This is a genomic window from Deltaproteobacteria bacterium, assembly GCA_016183175.1.
Taxonomy (GTDB): domain Bacteria; phylum UBA10199; class UBA10199; order UBA10199; family SBBF01; genus JACPFC01.
This window is the reverse complement of the sequence record JACPFC010000026.1, coordinates 22,671-42,203: the sequence shown is the minus strand read 5'-3', so window position 1 is coordinate 42,203 and position 19,533 is coordinate 22,671. Positions and strand designations below refer to the sequence as shown.

Here is a 19,533-nt window from a genome sequence, read left to right as displayed (position 1 = left end):
CAATGCCAATAAGACCCCTGATTATCAGCGGCACCCCGCGCGGCGGGACCAACCTCCTGGACATGATCTTAAGCGTCCATCCGGAGGTCACCGTTGCGCAGAACCCCTACCTGCCGCTTTTGAAGTCGTTTCGCAACACCCTGATCAGACGCTCGGGCAAAGCCCCCTGTCATGATTGGGAGGCGCCGCTGGACGAGTACTATTACTTTGACCACAAGCTGGAGGTCATGCGGCTGATCCAGGCGGCAACGATGGATATCCCCTTTGACGCCTCGGAAGTCGCGGCGCTGATGGACTCCCAGGTGAAGCGGATGAGTTTCTCATCACCTCGCCTAATCCCGCTGATTGACCACCTGAAGGGAGAGACGTACCGACAACTTCTGGATTCAGGTCTCCGGATGATTCGCCTTGCCCATCAGCGCCCCGAGGCGGCCTGGGTCGGCTTCAATGATAATTGGGCCATCGAGTTCTTTGCGCCGATCGCAAGGAGTTTTCCCGAGGCCCGCTTCATGGTGATTTTGCGCGATGTCCGCGCCTGTATTTCCTCGCATCTGCGTCTCATGCAGGCGGTCCACACCAACCCCCTCTATCAATATCCCAAGGACAGGTCGCTTGTCGCCCTGATCCTTTCGTTCGCCCGTTGCTGGCGCAAACAGGTCGCCTTCGCGCGTCATTATCAGGGGATGGATCTATTCAAGGGACGTCTCCATATCCTGACCTATGAACAACTGGTCAAGGATCCCGAAAAGGCAACACGTCGCCTGTGTGATTTCCTGGAGATCGACTACCGGTCCGGGATGATTGATACGAAGAATTTCGTCGCGCCGGACGGTGGGGCCTGGCTTCCCAACAGTAATCAGGAGGGAGTGCCCCAACAGGGCATATTCCAGGACACGGTGGATCGCTGGAAGAGATCACTGGATCGGGACATCCTGCGATTGATCGAGTTCGTGACCGCCCCGGATCTGGCGATGGCCGGATATACCCTTGCCGAAGGTCTTCAGAACAACGGTTTTTATGAAGAGGCCTACCGATGCCATGTCAGGGACAGCCGGGAATGCCAGGGATGGCGCACCGACAACCGGAATGCCGAGGTCGACTTTGGACTGGAACTGTTGCGTCAAAGCTGTCTGGACCATCGAACCGATGAGGCTAAACTCATTGAGCGGTGCTTTCTCTTCCCCGAGGTCTACAGGGCCCTCCTCGACAAAAGCCCTCTCTTGTGAGATCAACCCCTCTCTTTGGCCGTTTTAAAGCGCATCCCGCCGCGGCCGGGAGTTTGGATTCGCCGCTTTTCAAGATGGTAAAAGAGTCATCGACTCCCCCGGTTTCGCGGAGGAACATCATGTCCAGGCGGTCGCCGTTGACATCGAGAATCAACGACCCCAAAGCAAAGCTGGTTACCGCCATCACGGGATGGGAATCATGATTCTCGGCAATAACGACTCCACTGGTTCCCGCAACGACGTACACCGTCCCCTGATTCGGACCTCCCGCTTTCTGGAAAAGAGCATTCTCACTATTTGTAATATCGCTTTCGATGCCGGTACTGCGCACCATCCCGGCTGACAGGGTGCTTGATGCGCCATAATAGCCGTTGACAAGGAAAGAGCGCTCGTAGACGTGGCTGTGCCCATTCAAGACAAGATCGACGCCTCCGCTTTCAAGGATGGGGAGAACCTCCTGCCGTATCCATGTTGATGTTGTTTCCGAGTCGGAGTCGATTGTTCCCTTTGAGTAGGGAGGATGATGCCAGTAGGCAATCAGCCAATCCTGTTGTGTCTCGGCAAGATCCGCCCCCAACCAGGCGAGCATGGAATCTTTTGTCAATGGACCGGCCATGGAATTCAGGCAGATAAAATGAATGTTGGCGTAATCAAATGAATAGTAGTCCTCGGTTCCGGATGCAACGCCGCCTGCCTCTCCAAGGGTCGGCAATACAAATGCCTCGAAATAGGCTCCGGTCTGGTCCTCTGAATCCGCCAGATATCCATCATGGTTTCCGAGAGTCGGCCAGAGGGGGTAGTTTCTCAAGAAAGTCGGATACATCTCGAAGACGGAGGCTTCGTATTCCTCGTCCGTGCCCCCCATGTAGGCATTGTCACCCAGCATGAGCCAAAGATGAATATCTCCGCTTTTCGACATTTCATTCAGCATGGCATCGCGAACGGCGGGCGCGTCATCCTTGCCGCTCCAGCACGCGGGACAAGCTCCTGTTCCCGAATCCCCGAGGACCCAAATGCGAACGGCGGCGCGTTTTCCGACAGGGGGAGCCGTCGTAAAGAAATAGTCGGAATTTCCACCGGCCAATATTTTGTCCGAGGCGCCGATTGAATAGTAATATCTCGTCTCTGGCCAAAGATCGGCGATTTGAACCTCATGCTGTGTCACGGCAGGATCTTTTTCCACCGTTCCGGAAAGGTTGCCCGGATCCGTGCCATAGTGAACGAGGCTGTCCGAAGCCGAATCGGTGCGCCAAACGATGACAACGGATGTGGGAGTGAGTTGTTGCAGGTATGGGCCCCGGATCACGGAAGTCGCGCCGGCGCCCGGTGAAAGACTTAAGAACACGATCCCGATAATCCATCCTGCATCATGCGGAGAAAGCCGTTGAAAACCGTCATTTTTTTTGAAAATCTTCGGGCGTTGCACTACCCTTTCATAGCATATCATCTGTGGCGTGGAAACGAAATACGCGTCTTCGATTTCCACTATAATCTGAAAAGGAAAAAATGGTTGCGGCGTCTCATTAACGACGGGAAGATAAAACGGATCTACATTCATCCTTACAACAAGGAGCATGCCGACGCGATCGACGAGACCCATCGCCTCTTTGAACACCTGAAAGATCAGAGGCCTCCAAGAATCGTCTCCTCACTCTATCAGGCGGAGGGAACGGACGATATCTTTAAAAAACTTCTGGTGAAGGAGATTTTTAAACTTGTTTACACAAGCCGCTATCTGGAAAAAGAGCTCCAACCGCCGAATCCGCTCCTGCGAATCTGTTTCGTCCCCGAAACATTCGAGTTCTACCGGAACCTGCTTAAGTCTTACGGTTGCCGTCGGGTCGATCTGCCGCCGGGGATCGGGTTATTCCGATGGGGGCGGCTCATCGCATCGATCGTTGGAGCCCTGGACAAGATGAAATATCTTTCCGCTTCGGCGGTCTTTATCCTCTGGAGGGGCCTTGCCTTAAGCTTAAGGAAACTTTCAGCGGGAAAAGGGGAAAAAACGGCCCCTTTCAAACACGTTGTCGCCATGAATTACGGCTCCCAGGTGAAGTTTACGAACGGGAGGGATCTCGATCTGTTTTTTGACGGCGTTGAAATCCGTCAGGACAATACTCTTTTCCTTTTCCGGTTCCCCATCAATGTTAATGCCCTTGAGTCTCTTAAAAAAAAGGGATACCACATTCTCCAAAGTTCGGAGATTTGCGGCAGGGCTTCCTTTCCCTTCGGAACGGTGGAGGCTCTTGTTCGGATGCCGGCCTGCTGGAACTCACCCCCGGTTTTCATCAGGGCCTTTTACGTGAGCCTCAATACGCTGATCCATTGGCATCTGGTCCTGCGCGATCTGCCGATTCTTCACTACCTCTACGCCAATGAGGAGGGCGCCGACCAGATAGCGCTCAATATCCTGCTTAAGAAGCAGGGTTGCAGGACATGGAACTATCCCCTCTTTCTTGGAGGCGCTTTTACTCATGCAAGAAACGGCGATTTTCGAAGTTGTCAGAATATCATGTGGTCGTTTCTGAATCCCGACACCCTCTTTGTCGTCAACGGCGACGCCACGAACTATTACAAGCTTCACCATCAAAGCACAAAAAATTACGTTTCCATCGGTTGTCTTTTTTCCGAACTGGTCCGAATCAAACAGGGGAATCTCCGGAGAGATGAGGCGCTGTCAGGGCTTTTTGGGCGGAAGTCAACCGCCCGAACAAGGGTCATCGCCTTTTATGACACCTCCTTCATCGACGCCGAGAATTGTCCCAGCTCTTTCGAAGACGCCATTTCATTCTACGAGGATATTCTCACGCTCCTGAATTCCGGCAAAGACTTTCTCATGATCGTCAAACCGGCCAAGGGAGAAGAATGGTTTGTCTCTCCCTCGTTTCAATGGTCTTCTCCGGTTCGGGGAAGGCGGATCATTAAATTGTGGGAAAGATTAAAATCGGACCCAAGGGTCTTCTGGGCGGGTCCGGGGGGAGACAGCCCTCAAATGATGGCTGTAAGCGATCTTGTGGTGACCCACTGCATGTCCTCCCCCACGGCAGAAGCCCTGGGAGCGGGAAAAAAAGCCATCTGGTACGAGTCGGGCGACAAGCACAGGGGGAATAACGTCTACGACAAGATTCCCGGTCTTGTGTCCCACGGTTACGCGGCCATGCGGGAGAACGTCCACCGCCTCTTGTACGGCGTCACGGATGAGGAATATTCGGAATATCTCGATCGGCACGTCAAAGGGAAAGTGGAGCCTTATCTGGACGGCCTGGCATTCACCCGATTTCGGCGATTCCTGACCTCAAAAAATGAAACCCCTCTTCTTTAGGTAAAAGCCGTGGAAACCAGGAAAAAAACAATCCGGAACAGTTTCCTCTACCTCCTTCCGGTCGCCGTTGCGAGCCTCTTTCCCCTCCTTTCACTCCCCATCTTCACCCGCATCCTGACGACGGAAGACTATGGTCACCTGGCCCTTGCGCAAATCTACGCCCTTCCGGCCTCGGGACTCGTCAATTTGGGGCTAAACCTCGCCTATGAGCGCAATTTTTTCCAATACCGGGGCAAAGAAGAGGCGGCCCGGCTTCTCTATTCAATTCTGCTCTTCTCAATCATCGCCCTGGGGTGCGGAATCACACTGACCTGGCTCTTCAAACCGCAACTTGCCGAATGGATTATGGGTTCCCGCCTTCATGCCGATCTTTTGTTCTGGGCCTTTTGCGCGACTGGGACGGCAACCCTGAAAACCCATTATCTCACTTATTTCAAAAACAGCGAGAAGGCCGGCGACTTCACCCGGTATACAATTGCCGAAAGCGGGCTCTGGTTCCTCTTCTCCTTCCTGATGGTGGTCTATCTCCGGGTGGGAGTTACGGGTCTCGTCTGGTCGCAACTTTTATCCGGCATAATCATCTTTTTCGTTCTGGGATGGAAGTTTTTCAGGCTCCTTCCGATTTCTTTCAATAAAACAATGCTCCGGGAATCACTGAAAATCAGCCTCCCGCTGACCCCCCGGCTTTTCCTTGGAATTGTGAATAACCAGTTCGACAAATATATGATCGGCCTCATGGGGACCATTGGAGGCGTCGGCGTTTATAATATCGGCCAGAAGATCGCCTCCACGGTTTTCACCTTCATGACGGCTGTCGAGAATGTCTTCACGCCCCGATTCTACCGGAAAATGTTTGATCCGGGGGAAAAGGGCGGCGAGTCGATCGGACGGTACATAACCCCCTTTGCCTTTGTCTGCCTCGGTCCGGCCCTGCTGGTTTCCTTATTCTCCGAAGAAATGATAACGCTCTTGACCCCTCCTGCCTATCATGGGGCGATCCGCATCGTCATCGTTCTTTCCATGTACTACGGCTTCCTCTTCTTCGGGAAACTCACGGGACCCCGGTTTCTCTTTACGAAAAAAACCTACATGACGACACTCTTGTCCTTTGTCACCACGGGCCTTACGATAGCCCTGAATATCCCCTTCATCATGAAGTGGGGCGCCATCGGGGCGGCATGGGCCCTTTTGGCGTCAGGCATTATTTCAGGGACAATCAGCCTTCTGGTGGCCCAGCGTTATTACCCCATTCGATGGGAGTATGGAAAAATGGCCGCAATATTCCTGATATTTTTTGCCGCTTCCTTCGCGGCCCTGATCTTGAACGTGACATCGGCCGAGTATCCGGTTCGGGTGACGCTCAAAACGGCCCTGGCGGGGATTTATGTTTATCTCGGGGTTCAACTAAGGGTCATCACGGTGGAAAATTTCAATTTATTGAGGGGATTGTTGCCCGGAAAATTAAATTGGGCGGGAGACCATGGATCCCGATCCCTATGAACAGTCGAACCCGTAAAATTCTTTGCACGCTGGGACCGGCCTCCCTTAACCCCCTTGTCATCAGACGCCTGGAAGAGCTGGGCGCCGATTTGTTCAGAATCAATCTTTCCCACACCGCCGATGACGCGATCGCGCCGGCCGTAAAAATGATCAGGGATCATGCGCGGGTCCCTATATGTTTTGACACGCAAGGGGCGCAAATAAGAACGGGGGCGATTCGGGGAGGCAGTTGTGTTTTGGAGGAGTATTCCGAAATTGAACTGGTGGGAGAAGAAATGCGCGGGACCCCGCAAAAAGCGGCTCTTTACCCCGCAGGCGCGGTCAATCAATTGCGGCCGGGCGATCTGGTCAGTGTGGATTTCAATTCCGTCATCCTGCAGGTGATCATGGCCGAAGCGGGACATTGCCGCGCCCGGGTCTTGATGGGAGGAAAGATCGGATCGAACAAAGGGGTCGCCGTGGACCGGGAAATATCCCTGGAACCCTTCACGCCCTTCGACCGTCGCGCGATACGTCTGGGCGTGGCACTGGGAATACATGACTATGCCCTTTCCTTTGCCGGTTGTCGCGCCGACGTTGAGGCGCTTCGGAGTATGGCGCCTCCCGGGTCCAAAATTATCGCCAAGGTGGAAAATCGCCGGGCCCTGGAAGATCTGGACGCCATTCTCAAGGCCGCCGATGCCATCCTCATCGACCGCGGCGACCTTTCCCGAGAGGTTCCCGTCGAATTCATTCCAAGGATCCAGAAATGGGTGATTGCGCGGGCCAATCGGGCAGGAACCCCCGTCTATGTAGCCACCAATCTTCTGGAATCGATGGTGAACGAACCGCTTCCGACGCGGGCGGAGGTCAACGACGTGGTCAACACGCTCCTGGATGGAGCGGATGGCCTTGTTCTGGCCGCTGAAACCGCCATTGGCCGATACCCGGTTGCGTGCGTGGCTTTCATTCGTTCCCTGATAGACCAGAATGCGATGACGGGAAAACCTGTGTCGCAGGCGCCGTTATGGGGAGACAAAGAAACACCCGCGCGCCGGGAGATTCGAAAGCATCCCTACGAGCTGGCCCCGGAACAATTCGCGGAGATCGCCGCGCAGAAAAAATGGCGGAAGGTGGCGGCTTATGTCACTGCGAAACCGGCCGATCGCCAGGCGGAGAGAATTGTCGTCCGGGCCTTTGAAGAACTCAATTGCGACAGCCTCCTCGTGGGGGTGAAAGCCGACACGGAGACGGATGCCGTTATTCGTTCCTTCGAAAGACTTCTTCGCGACCATTGCCCTCCGGCGCGCACTCTTCTCATGGTGATGGGGGCGGCCCCGAAGGAACCAGGGACGGAAGACATGATAGAGGTCGGGAGGGAACTGAAGCGTTACGGGTGCACCCACTGGTTGGTTGAACAAACGACGCCTTGGAAGGATGACGCCGGGAAACTCGGCATGGAAATCATCCCTGTACGCGGCAATACTATTTAATTGACGAACGCTACAATCAGGATATTAAAGGGATACAATGGAATTTATCGAGAACTACATTGAGGAGATCAAAGAGATCGTGAGCAAACTCGACAGGGGCCGGATAACGCGGATGGTTGATCTGTTGGCGGAGGCCCGAAAGCAGGGGGGGCGAATTTTCTTTCTGGGCGTTGGGGGCGGCGCAGGCCACGCCTCTCATGCCGTAAACGATTTCAGGAAGATCTGCGGCATTGAATCCTATACCCCGACGGATAATGTTTCCGAACTTACCGCGCGCGTCAATGATGAAGGTTGGGACACATCCTATTTGAATTGGCTAAGAGTCAACAAACTCAAGAAAAACGACGTCATTTTCGTTTTCTCGGTCGGGGGGGGCGACATCAAAAGAAATATCAGCGTCAACATTGTCAATTCACTCCGTTATGCGAAAGAAATGGGCGCAAAAATTTGCGGGGTTGTGGGGCGGGACGGGGGGTATACCGCGCAGGTGGCTGACAGTTGCGTGATTATCCCCCCGGTCAACGCCGAAACAGTCACCGCACACACCGAGGGATTTCAGGCGGTGATCTGGCATCTGCTGGTCTCACACCCGCGTCTCAAACAGAACGAAATGAAGTGGGAAAGCACCCGATAAGACAAAGAAAGGATACCCCATGGCTATTTTTCTGGACACCGGCAATCTGGGAGAAATCAGGAAATATCACGCCATGGGCATCGTTCGCGGCGTTACGACAAATCCGACCATTCTTGCCAAAGAGGGGGTCACGGGCGGGTTGGCCGGTGTGAAACGCAGTTGCATCGAAATTGCGAAACTGATCTCCCCCCTCCCCCTCTCCGTCGAGGTCACCAATAATGACCCGGGACGCATGCTCGAACAGGCGCTGGATTTCAGCCAGTGGGCCCCCAACATAAACGTCAAAATCACCATCCACGGTCCGAACGGCGAGCTGGATAATCTCAAACTGATTCATGAGCTGGAAGAGAAGCGTAATATCCGGATCAACGTGACCGCCATGATGAGCGCGCAACAGTGCTTTCTGGCGGCCATGGCGGGCGCAACCTATGTCTCGATTTTCGGGGGCCGCGTGAATAACATGGGCTACGATGCCTGCGGGGAGATTTCCCGACTTCGCAAACTCCTCGACGCCTTCAGGCTCAAGGCCCAAATCATCGTGGGTTCAACCCGCGAGGTTCTGAACGTTATTGAATGGCTCGATGCGGGCGCCCACATCGTAACGGCGACGCCGGGTCTCCTCGAAGGAATGCTTGTTCATCCCTATTCCAAGGAGACGGTCCAGATGTTTTTGAAGGACGGGGCGAAATTCGAGGCCGTTCAATCAAAATGAAAAGAGTCCTTGTAACAGGCGGGGCCGGTTATGTGGGGGCCGTGCTGGTCCCCAAACTCCTTCGGCAGGGATATCAGGTTCGTGTGATCGATCTTTTTCTCTTTGGGAAAGACGTCTTGCCGACCCACCGGTCTTTGGAATGCGTTGAAGGAGATATCCGAAACCGGTCACTCCTCCAAGAGGCGCTGTATGGAGTGGATTCGGTCATTCACCTGGCCTGCATTTCAAACGATCCCAGTTTTGAACTGAATCCCGACTTAAGCCGCTCCATCAACTATGAGTGTTTTGAACCGATGGTCCGTATGGCGAAAGAAAGCGGGGCCAAACGTTTCATTTATGCCTCCACATCCAGCGTTTACGGTATCAGCGACGCCCTGGAGGTCACGGAGGATCATCCCCTTGTCCCGCTCACCGACTACAACAAATACAAGGGGATGTGCGAGCCTCATCTTCTCAAATACCAGTCGCCCGACTTCACCACCGTCGTCATCCGCCCCGCGACGGTCTGCGGTTATTCCCCGCGCCTTCGTCTCGATTTGACGGTCAACATTCTTGCCAATCATGCCGTCACCAACCGTAAAATCCTTGTCCTGGGGGGGAGTCAAAAACGACCGAATATTCATATCGAGGATATCTCCGATCTTTATGGGGAGCTTTTGGAGATGCCTGCCGATAAAATTGCGGGGAAAATCTTCAACGCCGGCTATGAAAACTTCACGGTGGCTGAACTCGCCCGGATGGTTCAAAAAATCGTCTCCCGGGAGATGCCTCATTTAAACCCCATTGCCGTTGAAACCGCCCCCTCCAACGATCTCCGCTCCTACCACGTCTCTTCCAAAAAGATTTTGGCGGAGCTGGGCTGGGCGCCGAAACATACCCTGGAGGAAGCGGTCGTGGATCTTTGCGGGGCTTTTCGCAACGGGAAAATCCCCAATTCGATGGAAAACATCCGTTATTACAACGTCAAGGCCATTCAGGCGTCCCGATTAACATGACCCAAAAAGCGGTTGTCACCGGAGGAGCCGGATTTATCGGAAGCCACATGGTCGATCGGCTTCTGGCGGAGGGCCATCAAGTCACTGTAATCGACAACTTCAGCACGGGCCGCCGTGAGAATCTCAATCATTGCAAAAACGAGCGAAACCTCACCCTGATTGAAGCCGACGTGTCGCGGCTTGATTCCCTGATCGAATTCTTCAAGGGAGTGGACTGGGTTTTTCATTTTGCGGCATTGGGAGATATCGTTCCTTCCATCAACAAGCCTGCAGAATATTATCATGCGAACGTCACGGGAACATTCAACGTCCTGGAGGCGTCAAGAAAAGAAAAAATAGGGCGTTTCATTTATGCCGCCTCGTCCTCCTGTTATGGAATCCCGGACGAGTACCCCACAAAGGAAGACGCGGAAATCCGCACCGAGTATCCTTATGCGTTGGCAAAGTTTCTGGGCGAGAGGCTGGTCCTCCATTGGGGAAAAGTCTACAAGCTACCGGTTGTTTCGATGAGATTTTTTAATGTTTACGGACCAAGGTCCAGGACATCGGGGACCTACGGGGCCGCCTTCGGGGTTTTCCTCGCACAGAAACTCAACGGCCATCCCTATACCGTCGTGGGGGACGGACGGCAGACAAGGGATTTCACCTTTGTTACGGACGTCGTCAATGCCTGTGTGATGGCGGCGAAATCCGGCGTGCACAATGAAGTTTTCAACGTGGGGAGCGGCGGCACTTACAGCGTCAATCAGTTGGTCGGTCTTCTGGGCGGTGAGGTCGTGCACATACCCAAACGACCCGGCGAACCCGATTGCACCTTTGCGGATATTTCAAAGATACGAAGGGTGCTTGGGTGGGAACCTTCCGTCCGCTTCGAAGAGGGGGTCAAAATCATGCTCGAGAATATTTCCTATTGGAAAAAGGCGCCTCTTTGGTCGCCGGAAAAGATTGAAGAGGCAACAAGGGACTGGTTCAAATATCTCGGAAATGATCAGGGAGGAATCCAATGAAACCAAACAAAAACAGGATCGCCGATAAGATCAAAACCGCCGAAGAGCTTGTCAAGATATTGGGATCCCCTCCCCGCAAAAAATCGGTCGTGATGTGCCATGGGACTTTTGACATTGTTCACCCGGGCCATATCCGCCACCTCTTTTATGCGAAAGAAAAGGGGGCCATTCTGGTGGCCAGCGTCACTGCGGACAAATATATTTATAAGGGACAGGACAGGCCCTACGTGCCCCAGGATTTGCGCGCGAGAAATTTGGCGGCTCTCGAAATGGTGAACTACGTCGTCATCGACTACCATGAAACCCCCATAGACAACATTCTCATGATCAAGCCGGATTATTTCATCAAGGGTTTCGATTACGGCAAGGACGGCATACATCCCAAGACGAAAGAAGAGATTCAGGCCGTCTCCTCTTACGGAGGAGAGGTCATCTTCAGTCCGGGAGATTTTGTCTACTCTTCAACGCATCTTTTAACCATCCACAGGCCCAGGATTTCCATCGACAGGCTTTTGGCCCTCATGGATGCGGAAAAGATCGGCTTCAAAGATCTAACCGACACCCTGCACAGTTTCAGGGACATCAAGGTCCACGTCGTGGGGGACACGATCGTCGACAAGTATTCCTACTGTTCGGTTTTGGGGCCGACGACCAAGACGCCGACGTTCAGCATCAAACTCGAATCGGCCAAAAGTTTTGTGGGGGGGGCCGGGATCGTGGCCAAACATCTGAAAAGCCTGGGGGCGGACGTGACCCTCACCACCGTCATCGGCGATGACCCCCTCAAAGATTACGTTTTAGGGAGTCTGAGAGAGTGGAGCATCAAGACCAACGCCATCATCGATCACTCCCGACCGACAACCCAGAAGGAGAGGTTTTGGGCCGACGGCTACAAGTTGCTTCAGGTCGATACGGTCGACAACAGCGTCGTCTCCGAGAAGATATTGGGGGAGTTGTGTCATCATGTGACCGGTGTCGACGCGGAAGTCACCATCTTCAGCGATTTCCGTCACGGCATTTTCCAGAAAGAAACGATCAAGGCCCTGACAAACGTGAGAAATCCCGCCTCGATCATGGTGGCCGACAGCCAGGTCAGCAACCGATGGGGCAACATTCTGGACTTCAAACAGTTTGACCTGATCTTCCCCAATGAAAAAGAAGCCCGTTTTTCGCTGGGTGATCAGGATACCGGCATCCGACCCCTTGGCGCGGAGCTTTATAAACGCTCGGAGGCAAAATATCTGATTCTCAAGCTGGGTGAAAAAGGGATTCTGGTCTATCGGGACTTGAGTGAAAGTCCCCGGGACTTTTTCTTTATCGACAGTTTCGTCCAGGACATGGTGGACGGGCTGGGGGCCGGCGATGCGATGCTGGCCGCGAGCACGCTCGCCTATAAATCCTCCAAAAATATCCTGATCAGTTCCATCCTGGGCAATCTCGCCGCGGCCGTCGCGTGCGAAATTGAGGGAAATAATCCCATTTCCGTTGAGGCCATCGAAAAGAAAATTGACGCCGTCAAAAATCAAAAGTTTGAATAAAATGAAATACATCGTTGTCGGCAACGGAAACATCGGCAAAAAAAGAAGACAGGCGCTCAAGGATAAGTGCGCCGCCGTGGTTGATCCTTTTGAAAAGGACGCGGATTACAAGTCCTGCAAGGATGTTCCTCCGGACACCTTTGACGCGGCCGTTCTCGCCGTTCCGAACGCGGTAAAAATGGAAATTCTTGAATATCTCCTGGGAAAAAAGAAGCACGTTCTTCTGGAAAAGCCCCTCCTGTTCAAAAACGAGTCGATGGCAAAAAAACTGCATGCCCAGGCGATTGCCAACAACGTTGTCTGGTATACCTCCTATAATCACCGTTTTGAACCTTCCGTGATGAAATTAAAACAGCTTCTTGAGGAAAAAACCCTTGGTGAGTTCTATTTCGCCAGGTTTGTCTATGGGAACGGAACGGTTCAAAACATCGCCAATACATGGAGAGACGTCGATTGCGGAGTTTTGGAGGATCTCGGCTGCCATCTGCTCGATTTTGCCGCCTTTTTTTTCGCGGGAAATCCTCTTCAATACCGGATCACTTCAGGAATTCACTGTGAAGCCAAAACGTGGGATTCGTGCTCGTTTGTCAGCCGGGACGGCCGCCTCCACTTTCTCTGTAGCACCCTCATGTGGAAGAACACTTTTGAGATCGACATCTTTGGAAGCAAAGGCTCGCTCCATGTTGCCGGCCTGAACAAATGGGGCGGAAGCCGGGTCATTCGGAGAGAGCGGATATTTCCAAGCGGCGTTCCGAGGGAGGAAACTTTTTCTTTTTCCGGTCCCGATGAAACCTGGAAGAGAGACATTGAGTTTTTTGAAGAGATGACTGCCCTCGGAAGATCGTCCTATCACAACGATCTCTATATCTCCGAATCGATCCGATCACTTGCTTCAAACCCTTAAAATACTGATCACGGGAGGCGGCTCCGGCATTGGAGCCGCTCTGGCCAAGCATCTCAGCACCCTCGGCCATTCCGTGATCATCTGCGGTCGAAGGAGAGAACGACTGGAGCAGGTCGCCTCAACGAACAGCGGCATCCGCCACCATGTTTGCGATGTTTCGAATGAAAACAGCGTCGCCACTTTTGCCGATTTTGTCGGCAAGCAGTTTGATGCGCTTGATGTCCTCATCAACTGCGCCGGACTTCAGGGGGAAATCGGACGGTTTGACAGGACCGATTCGAAAAAATGGAAGGAAACGTTTGAGATCAATGTGTATGGCACCTATCTTGTCACAAAACATCTCCTCCCCCTTCTCCTTAAATCAAAAATTAAAAAAATTCTGAATTTTGCGGGAGGCGGGGCCTTTGGCAATTTTCCCAATTACAGCGCTTATGCCATTTCCAAGGCCGCCGTCGTGCGTTTTACGGAAAATAGTGCCGAGGAACTGGCGGGCCTGGGCGTCCAGATAAACTGTGTTGCACCGGGTTTTGTGGCAACAGACATTCACCGGGCGACATTAGAAGCCGGCGAGGAGGTCGTCGGCGAGGGCTATTACCGTTTTACCCGGGAAAAGATGAAGAAGGGATCCGTCCCCCTGGATCTGGTCGTAAAGTGCATCCTGTTTCTCATATCACCGGAATCCAATGGACTCAGCGGAAAAACAATCAGCGCCAGCTTCGACAAATGGGGCGCCGATGTTTTCAGGGCCTCCATCAAGGAAATCATGAATTCGGACTTGTATACCCTGCGACGGATGAATCTTGTCAATTTGGATCCGAAGGACGAGTTGCGCGTCAGGTTGACGGATCTCTAAATGAACAGGGCCGTATTTCTTGACCGGGACGGGGTCATTAACGAGGTGGTATTCCGGGGGAGTTCGAAGCCGATTGCGCCCTGGAGCCTGGAGGAGTTCAAATTCATTCCCGGGATCGAGAAACCGCTCAGAGAATTGTCCCAGATGGGGTATCTCCTCTTCGTCGTCTCCAACCAGCCTGATATCGCCAAAGGGCGCGTGAAGGCTGTCATGGTCGAGAAGATGAACAAAAAAATCATGGATTCCCTCCCCATCCGGGAAATCCTCATATGTCCGCACGACGACAGTCACCACTGTCTCTGCCGAAAACCCAAACCGGGGATGTTGCTGGATCTGGCTCATCGGTGGGCGGTCGGTTTGGACAGATCCTATCTCATAGGCGACAATTGGAAGGACATGGAAGCCGGTAAGGCCGCGGGTTGCAGGACGATTTTGATTGACGGTAGCTACAATAAGGATGTTAAGGTCACCCACCGGGTCAAGGACATTAAAGTCGCCGTTACAACGATTCAATCAATCGAACGTCAAGAATACCGTACTGTTCAGTTGAATTAACAAGGATCTCCGGTCATGACGATGAATCACGAAACAATTTTGAAAATGGGCCGCTATCGCGAGCTCTCCCTCAAAGACGCCGATCCGGGGGTTGTGAAGAACCTGCATCGTTTCATGCTTCGCCTTCGACGGTGCGAGGAGGCCCTCATCGCGGAATATCATCCCGCCGATGAAATGAAATGCCCCATTCATTTCTGTATCGGGCAGGAGGCCGTTCCGGCGGCCCTCTCCGTGGTTATAAAACCTGAAGACTATCTTTTCAGCCATCATCGAACCCACGGGTTCTATCTGGCAAAGGGGGGGCCGATGAATTCCCTCTTTGCCGAGATGTACGGCAAGGCCACCGGCGCAAGCGGCGGACTGGCCGGTTCTCAGGATCTCTCCATGCCGTCGGTCAATTTTTGCAGCGGCGCAATTCTTTCCGGGGCAACCGCGTTGGCGGTCGGCGCCGCTTTGGGCTTCCAGCGGCAGAAGAAGAAGCATGTTGCGGTGGCCGGTTTCGGGGACGGCGCCTCAGACGAAGGAGTCTTTTGGGAGGGCCTGAATTACGCCGCCCTTCACAAACTGCCGATTGTTTTCGTCTGCGAAAACAATCGCTACTCCACCTATTCCCCGCAATTCAAACGGATGGCCAGTGAAAATATCAGTGAGCGGGTGGCTACCTTTGGCGTCACCGCCCGGACAGTCTTCGGCAACGACGTGATGGCCTGCACCTCCATGCTCAGGGAGATGGTCGAAGGGGCGCGCGCTGGCCGCGGCCCCTATTTTTTGGAGGCTTTTACCTACCGGATGAACAGCCATGTCGGTCCGGAGGATGACAGCTACGTGGGTTACCGCCCGAAGGAAGAATTCGATTTTTGGCAACAAAATTGTCCGATCTCCCTTCTCGAAGAGAGGATGGTTGAACAGAATCTCTTGTCGGCCCCCGAGAAGGAGAAAATCCTTAAGAAGATCAATAGCGAGATTGCGGCATCCTTTGAATTTGCAAAGAAGAGCCCATTTCCCGGAAATGCCGAATGGTCAAAACTCAATTACAGCCGGGGAAGCCCGCTTGCGGATCAACTTCTGAAGGATTGTGAATTAAAGGAATTTAATCAGAATCAGGCCGACACAATTCCGGGACCTTATTAATTAAAATGCCTCCACAAACCTTCGGTAAAGCGATCAATCAGGCCCTGACTCAGGCGATGGAGCTAAGCCCCGATGTCATGGTGCTCGGTCAGCTCGTTGACTACAAATCGGGAGTTTTCGGAACAACAACCGGTTTGGTCGAACGTTTTGGGCCCGAGCGGGTTCAGGATTTCCCGGTCTCCGAGGGGTTGATGACCTCGGCGGCCATTGGCGCGGCTCTGGTCGGGATGCGTCCGGTCATTGTCCACCAGCGCATCGATTTCATGATGTACTCGCTGGATGCCATTGTGAATTGGTTGTCACTCATGCGCTTTAAATCCAACGGACATTCAAATCTGCCCGTCACCATCCGTGCCATCGTCGGCAAGGGGTGGGGACAGGGTCCGCAACATTCCAAAAGTCTCCATGCCTGGTTCGCCCATCTTCCGGGCCTGAAGGTTGCCGTCCCGGCAACCGCTTACGACGCCAAAGGACTGTTGCTCGAAAGCATCTTTGGCGAGGATCCCGTCATGATTATCGAACACCGATCGCTCTACAGCATGACGGAAGATGTCCCGGAGGCGCCCTACCGTGTGCGATTCGGTCATGCCCACGTGAGGCGGAGGGGAAAGGATGTCACTCTCGTTGCCATCGGGTCGATGGTCCCAATGGCGCTCCGGGCTGCGGACCAGCTTGCATCGGAATCCATTGACGTCGAGGTCGTTGATTTGAGGACGCTTTCTCCCTTGGACGACGGCACCGTTTGTGAGTCTGTGTCGAAGACGAAAAGGTTGGTGGTCGCCGACCCGGCCTGGAGATCGGTCAGTGTCGCGGCGGAAATCATCGCTCTGGTCTCGGAACGGCTCGGCGACAAATTGCTCGCCAACCCGCAGAGAATCTGCTTCCCGGACAGCCATACGCCGATGAGCGCCCCTCTGGAGAAGGAGTATTACCCCGATGAAGCCCGCATGGTACAAGTTGTACGAAAGGCATCTTTAGAATAAGTTACCCCCTATGCGAGATATTCCATCGTGTCCGACCTGTGGAAAAGAGCACTGCGAGGTGGTTTACAACTCCACTCTCCAGCAGAATCCGTCAAGCATGGCCTCGTTTAACCCCTATTCAGCTCACTATCAGATCAATCGTTGCACTCACTGTGGGTTACTGAGGGCCAGTCCGATCCTTGATGAGGAAGGAGTTGTCAAGCTCTATCGGGATTCTTCTGAAACGAACATCGCGCCGGGTGAAGAGACCAATGTTCAACGTACCATGCGGCGGTATTACCGTTTGGCCCAACCCTTTCTCGACGGTCGCCACCGGATGTTGGACGTCGGTTGTGATCGGGGCTTCATCCTGGAGGAAGCGGCCAAGGACGGTTTCAAGGAGGTTCATGGCCTGGAACCAAATCCGGCGGCGCGCCAGCTGGCCGCCCATATAAAGGATGCAGTCCTCTCTGACCAGTTTTACGAACAGACGTCCTACCCGTCGTCCTCTTTCGATTTTATGGTGATGATCCACGTGCTCGATCACCTGGTCGACCCCCGGGTGGTGCTGGCCAAGGCGCTGTGTGACTTGAAACCGGGCGGGGTGATGATGGCCGTGGTGCACAATGTTGAATCGCTTTTGGGGCGGATCCTGGGTGGGCGCTTTCCGCCATTCAACCTCTATCATTTCTATTATTTCTCGAAGCGGACATTGGGGGCCCTCTTTGCCAATCACGGTTTTGAGGTCTTGAAGGTTGTTTCCACCTCTAATTGCTATTCGCTTGATTTTTTTGCCAGTCGAGCCCCCGGGGTTCCCCAGGTTGTTCGACGCATGGCGGCGGGGGTCCTGAAAACATCCGGTCTGGGAAGGGTCCCGTTGACGATCCCTTTGGGGAACATCGGCATCGTGGCTCGCCGCCCGTTATGAGACAGCAATCGCTTTCCATCGTTGTGCCGGCGTTAAACGAGCGCCGGCATCTCGCCGCCACGGTGGATCGGTTAAAGAAGGCTCTGGCCGCCGCATCGCTCACCGACTACGAGGTCATTATCATTAATGACGGGAGCACGGATGGGACGGACGAAGTGGCGCGAGGCTTGGGCGGCTCGGATCCATGCGTCCGCTCATTCGACAATCCCGGCAATCTGGGGCTGGGAGCCAGCTACACACGGGGGATTCTTCAGGCCTCCAAGGATTATCTGGTCTACATCCCCGCGGATAACTCCTGGCCGTATGAATCCCTGTTGGCGCTTTTTGGAAGCATGGCCAAGGCCGATATCGTGACATCCTATGCCAGCAATCCAGAGGTCCGCGGCTGGGGACGACGGATTATTTCGCGACTATTTACCCTGGCGCTCAATTTTCTATTCAACAGACGGATGAAGTACTTCAACGGTCTGACGATCTATCCTATCGAGTTTCTGCGGACGACCAGGGTGAACTCGACCGGATTTGCATTTCAGGCAGAATTGATGCTCAAGGCCTTGTTCCAGGATTTTTCCGTCATTCAGCTCAAGCTTCCGATTGACGAGCAGACCGCCCGTTCGTCGAAGGCAGTCAGCGTGAAAAATATCCAAAACGTTCTGGCCACCGTCATCCGCCTCTTTTTTGAATTGCAGGTTTTGAGGCGCTTTCAGAATGGAATTGCCTCCACGCCGGATTAGACTGCCGTAAACCATGCGCCCTATTGTTGCCGCACTCGCGGCGGAAATCGTCTGTTTTGCCGTCATTACCATTCGCCTACGCCTCTTTCCGACCGGGAAGAGGGCCCGGATGATGACATTCAGCCATCTCGCCCTCTTGCCTCTCGTTCCGGCTCTTTATTATTTAATTTCGCCTGACCTGTGTGTCCTGCCTTTCAGCATGATTCCCATGGATCACTGGATTGCCGTTGCATTTTCAATCTTTCTGTACAGCGCCGGTTTTTTTGGCGGTATTCTCCAATTATACAATCTTGCGGATCGGGGGTTTTCGCTTCGCATCTTGATTGACCTGTACGAGAACCCCTCGGGGAGGATGAGTCTCGACGAGATCATGACCGGTTACAGTCAAGGTCGGGGAATTGATTGGATGTATAAAAAAAGAATTCAGGGAATGGTATCCCAGGGCCTCCTGCTCCTTGGAGACGGATCCGTTTCCAACACGGAAAAGGGAAAAAGGGCCGCTGTCCTTTTCAGCCGACTACGCCGTTGGTTCAAATTCCCTGCGGTTTCTCCGGCAGGTCACGCATGACGTCGGCTCTGGCGTCGGCCCTCATCTGGTTTGCGATATTTTTCATGGGGCACCTGATCTATTTTAATATCAATCCTGCGGTCCCGCGCGCCAAGTTCATCATCGGTCTTCTTCTCATTGCCCTGCTTGGCCATTTAGCTTCAACGATGTTGCTTCTTCAAAGCGACCTCGTGATGCCGCTCCTCTGGGGGTGGCTGACGATTCTGTGTCTTTTCATACTCTACATGCCGTTTTACTACGCCATGGATACCTCCCTGTCGCTCCAATCGTTGATCCTGGTCCAGACCGCTCCGGAACAACGGTATCCTGTCAATCAGTTGCGAGAGCGGTTCGTCTCGAAAAACCTTGTCGGAGGCCGGCTCCATACCATGAGAGCGAATGGCTATCTTACCGAAGAGAATGGACACTATCTGCTTTCATCGAAAGGGCGGTTTGTCGCACGCTGTTTTCTTTTTTTAAAAAATCTTTGGAAGCTGGGGTCGGGCGGATAAA

Annotated in this window: 19 protein-coding genes; 18 read left to right on the top strand and 1 reads right to left on the bottom strand. The window is 53.5% G+C overall.

Annotated elements, in window-relative coordinates:
- The first annotated feature begins 2 nt into the window (after positions 1-2).
- Complete coding sequence (locus HYU99_03200) at positions 3-1,226, top strand: sulfotransferase (protein ID MBI2339363.1); 1,224 nt, start codon at positions 3-5, stop codon at positions 1,224-1,226.
- Here the strand turns inward: HYU99_03200 and HYU99_03195 are convergent.
- The gene (locus HYU99_03195) at positions 1,159-2,652 is read right to left on the bottom strand and encodes a metallophosphoesterase family protein (GenBank protein MBI2339362.1); all 1,494 of its coding nucleotides are present in this window, start codon (positions 2,650-2,652) and stop codon (positions 1,159-1,161) included. The genes HYU99_03200 and HYU99_03195 overlap by 68 nt on opposite strands.
- A gap of 84 nt (positions 2,653-2,736) precedes the next feature.
- Here HYU99_03195 and HYU99_03190 point away from each other — a divergent pair, with 84 nt between their 5' ends.
- From HYU99_03190 to HYU99_03110, 17 genes are read left to right on the top strand one after another with little or no spacing between them, the layout of a single operon-like run.
- Positions 2,737-4,548: a hypothetical protein gene (locus HYU99_03190; GenBank protein ID MBI2339361.1), complete on the top strand. Its 1,812-nt coding sequence runs from the start codon at positions 2,737-2,739 to the stop codon at positions 4,546-4,548.
- A 9-nt stretch (positions 4,549-4,557) separates the two neighbouring features.
- Positions 4,558-6,048: an oligosaccharide flippase family protein gene (locus tag HYU99_03185; protein MBI2339360.1), complete on the top strand. Its 1,491-nt coding sequence runs from the start codon at positions 4,558-4,560 to the stop codon at positions 6,046-6,048.
- The gene (locus tag HYU99_03180; protein MBI2339359.1) at positions 6,045-7,520 is read left to right on the top strand and encodes a hypothetical protein; all 1,476 of its coding nucleotides are present in this window, start codon (positions 6,045-6,047) and stop codon (positions 7,518-7,520) included. Before HYU99_03185 ends, HYU99_03180 begins: the two co-directional genes overlap by 4 nt.
- 37 nt (positions 7,521-7,557) lie before the next feature.
- The gene (locus tag HYU99_03175; GenBank protein ID MBI2339358.1) at positions 7,558-8,154 is read left to right on the top strand and encodes an SIS domain-containing protein; all 597 of its coding nucleotides are present in this window, start codon (positions 7,558-7,560) and stop codon (positions 8,152-8,154) included.
- 19 nt (positions 8,155-8,173) lie between these two features.
- Positions 8,174-8,866, top strand: coding sequence for a transaldolase (locus HYU99_03170; protein MBI2339357.1), 693 nt, complete (start codon positions 8,174-8,176; stop codon positions 8,864-8,866).
- A complete protein-coding gene (locus HYU99_03165) occupies positions 8,863-9,861 on the top strand; it encodes an SDR family oxidoreductase (GenBank protein MBI2339356.1) in 999 nt (332 codons plus the stop codon). The genes HYU99_03170 and HYU99_03165 overlap by 4 nt, the downstream gene beginning before the upstream one ends.
- Positions 9,858-10,868, top strand: coding sequence for an SDR family oxidoreductase (locus HYU99_03160; protein ID MBI2339355.1), 1,011 nt, complete (start codon positions 9,858-9,860; stop codon positions 10,866-10,868). Before HYU99_03165 ends, HYU99_03160 begins: the two co-directional genes overlap by 4 nt.
- Positions 10,865-12,406: an adenylyltransferase/cytidyltransferase family protein gene (locus HYU99_03155; GenBank protein MBI2339354.1), complete on the top strand. Its 1,542-nt coding sequence runs from the start codon at positions 10,865-10,867 to the stop codon at positions 12,404-12,406. The genes HYU99_03160 and HYU99_03155 overlap by 4 nt, the downstream gene beginning before the upstream one ends.
- Position 12,407: 1 nt before the next feature.
- Entirely contained in the window at positions 12,408-13,310 is a 903-nt protein-coding gene (locus tag HYU99_03150) for a Gfo/Idh/MocA family oxidoreductase (GenBank protein MBI2339353.1), read from the top strand.
- The gene (locus tag HYU99_03145; protein MBI2339352.1) at positions 13,294-14,163 is read left to right on the top strand and encodes an SDR family oxidoreductase; all 870 of its coding nucleotides are present in this window, start codon (positions 13,294-13,296) and stop codon (positions 14,161-14,163) included. Before HYU99_03150 ends, HYU99_03145 begins: the two co-directional genes overlap by 17 nt.
- Positions 14,164-14,718, top strand: a complete 555-nt coding sequence (locus HYU99_03140) for an HAD family hydrolase (GenBank protein ID MBI2339351.1) — start codon at positions 14,164-14,166, stop codon at positions 14,716-14,718.
- A gap of 21 nt (positions 14,719-14,739) precedes the next feature.
- The gene (locus tag HYU99_03135; GenBank protein MBI2339350.1) at positions 14,740-15,849 is read left to right on the top strand and encodes a thiamine pyrophosphate-dependent dehydrogenase E1 component subunit alpha; all 1,110 of its coding nucleotides are present in this window, start codon (positions 14,740-14,742) and stop codon (positions 15,847-15,849) included.
- Positions 15,850-15,854: 5 nt separating this feature from the next.
- The gene (locus HYU99_03130) at positions 15,855-16,832 is read left to right on the top strand and encodes an alpha-ketoacid dehydrogenase subunit beta (GenBank protein ID MBI2339349.1); all 978 of its coding nucleotides are present in this window, start codon (positions 15,855-15,857) and stop codon (positions 16,830-16,832) included.
- A gap of 10 nt (positions 16,833-16,842) precedes the next feature.
- A complete protein-coding gene (locus HYU99_03125) occupies positions 16,843-17,739 on the top strand; it encodes a class I SAM-dependent methyltransferase (protein ID MBI2339348.1) in 897 nt (298 codons plus the stop codon).
- A complete protein-coding gene (locus HYU99_03120; GenBank protein ID MBI2339347.1) occupies positions 17,736-18,473 on the top strand; it encodes a glycosyltransferase family 2 protein in 738 nt (245 codons plus the stop codon). The genes HYU99_03125 and HYU99_03120 overlap by 4 nt, the downstream gene beginning before the upstream one ends.
- Positions 18,474-18,486: 13 nt before the next feature.
- Positions 18,487-19,041, top strand: a complete 555-nt coding sequence (locus HYU99_03115) for a hypothetical protein (protein ID MBI2339346.1) — start codon at positions 18,487-18,489, stop codon at positions 19,039-19,041.
- Complete coding sequence (locus HYU99_03110; GenBank protein ID MBI2339345.1) at positions 19,038-19,532, top strand: hypothetical protein; 495 nt, start codon at positions 19,038-19,040, stop codon at positions 19,530-19,532. Before HYU99_03115 ends, HYU99_03110 begins: the two co-directional genes overlap by 4 nt.
- The last annotated feature ends 1 nt before the right edge of the window (position 19,533 follow it).

Coding starts and splice junctions, on each gene's coding strand:
- HYU99_03200 (MBI2339363.1), top strand. CDS start 3: ATGCCAATAAGACCCCTGATTATCAGCGGCACCCCGCGCGGCGGGACC.
- HYU99_03180 (MBI2339359.1), top strand. CDS start 6,045: ATGAACAGTCGAACCCGTAAAATTCTTTGCACGCTGGGACCGGCCTCC.
- HYU99_03175 (MBI2339358.1), top strand. CDS start 7,558: ATGGAATTTATCGAGAACTACATTGAGGAGATCAAAGAGATCGTGAGC.
- HYU99_03170 (MBI2339357.1), top strand. CDS start 8,174: ATGGCTATTTTTCTGGACACCGGCAATCTGGGAGAAATCAGGAAATAT.
- HYU99_03165 (MBI2339356.1), top strand. CDS start 8,863: ATGAAAAGAGTCCTTGTAACAGGCGGGGCCGGTTATGTGGGGGCCGTG.
- HYU99_03160 (MBI2339355.1), top strand. CDS start 9,858: ATGACCCAAAAAGCGGTTGTCACCGGAGGAGCCGGATTTATCGGAAGC.
- HYU99_03155 (MBI2339354.1), top strand. CDS start 10,865: ATGAAACCAAACAAAAACAGGATCGCCGATAAGATCAAAACCGCCGAA.
- HYU99_03150 (MBI2339353.1), top strand. CDS start 12,408: ATGAAATACATCGTTGTCGGCAACGGAAACATCGGCAAAAAAAGAAGA.
- HYU99_03140 (MBI2339351.1), top strand. CDS start 14,164: ATGAACAGGGCCGTATTTCTTGACCGGGACGGGGTCATTAACGAGGTG.
- HYU99_03135 (MBI2339350.1), top strand. CDS start 14,740: ATGAATCACGAAACAATTTTGAAAATGGGCCGCTATCGCGAGCTCTCC.
- HYU99_03130 (MBI2339349.1), top strand. CDS start 15,855: ATGCCTCCACAAACCTTCGGTAAAGCGATCAATCAGGCCCTGACTCAG.
- HYU99_03125 (MBI2339348.1), top strand. CDS start 16,843: ATGCGAGATATTCCATCGTGTCCGACCTGTGGAAAAGAGCACTGCGAG.
- HYU99_03120 (MBI2339347.1), top strand. CDS start 17,736: ATGAGACAGCAATCGCTTTCCATCGTTGTGCCGGCGTTAAACGAGCGC.
- HYU99_03115 (MBI2339346.1), top strand. CDS start 18,487: ATGCGCCCTATTGTTGCCGCACTCGCGGCGGAAATCGTCTGTTTTGCC.
- HYU99_03110 (MBI2339345.1), top strand. CDS start 19,038: ATGACGTCGGCTCTGGCGTCGGCCCTCATCTGGTTTGCGATATTTTTC.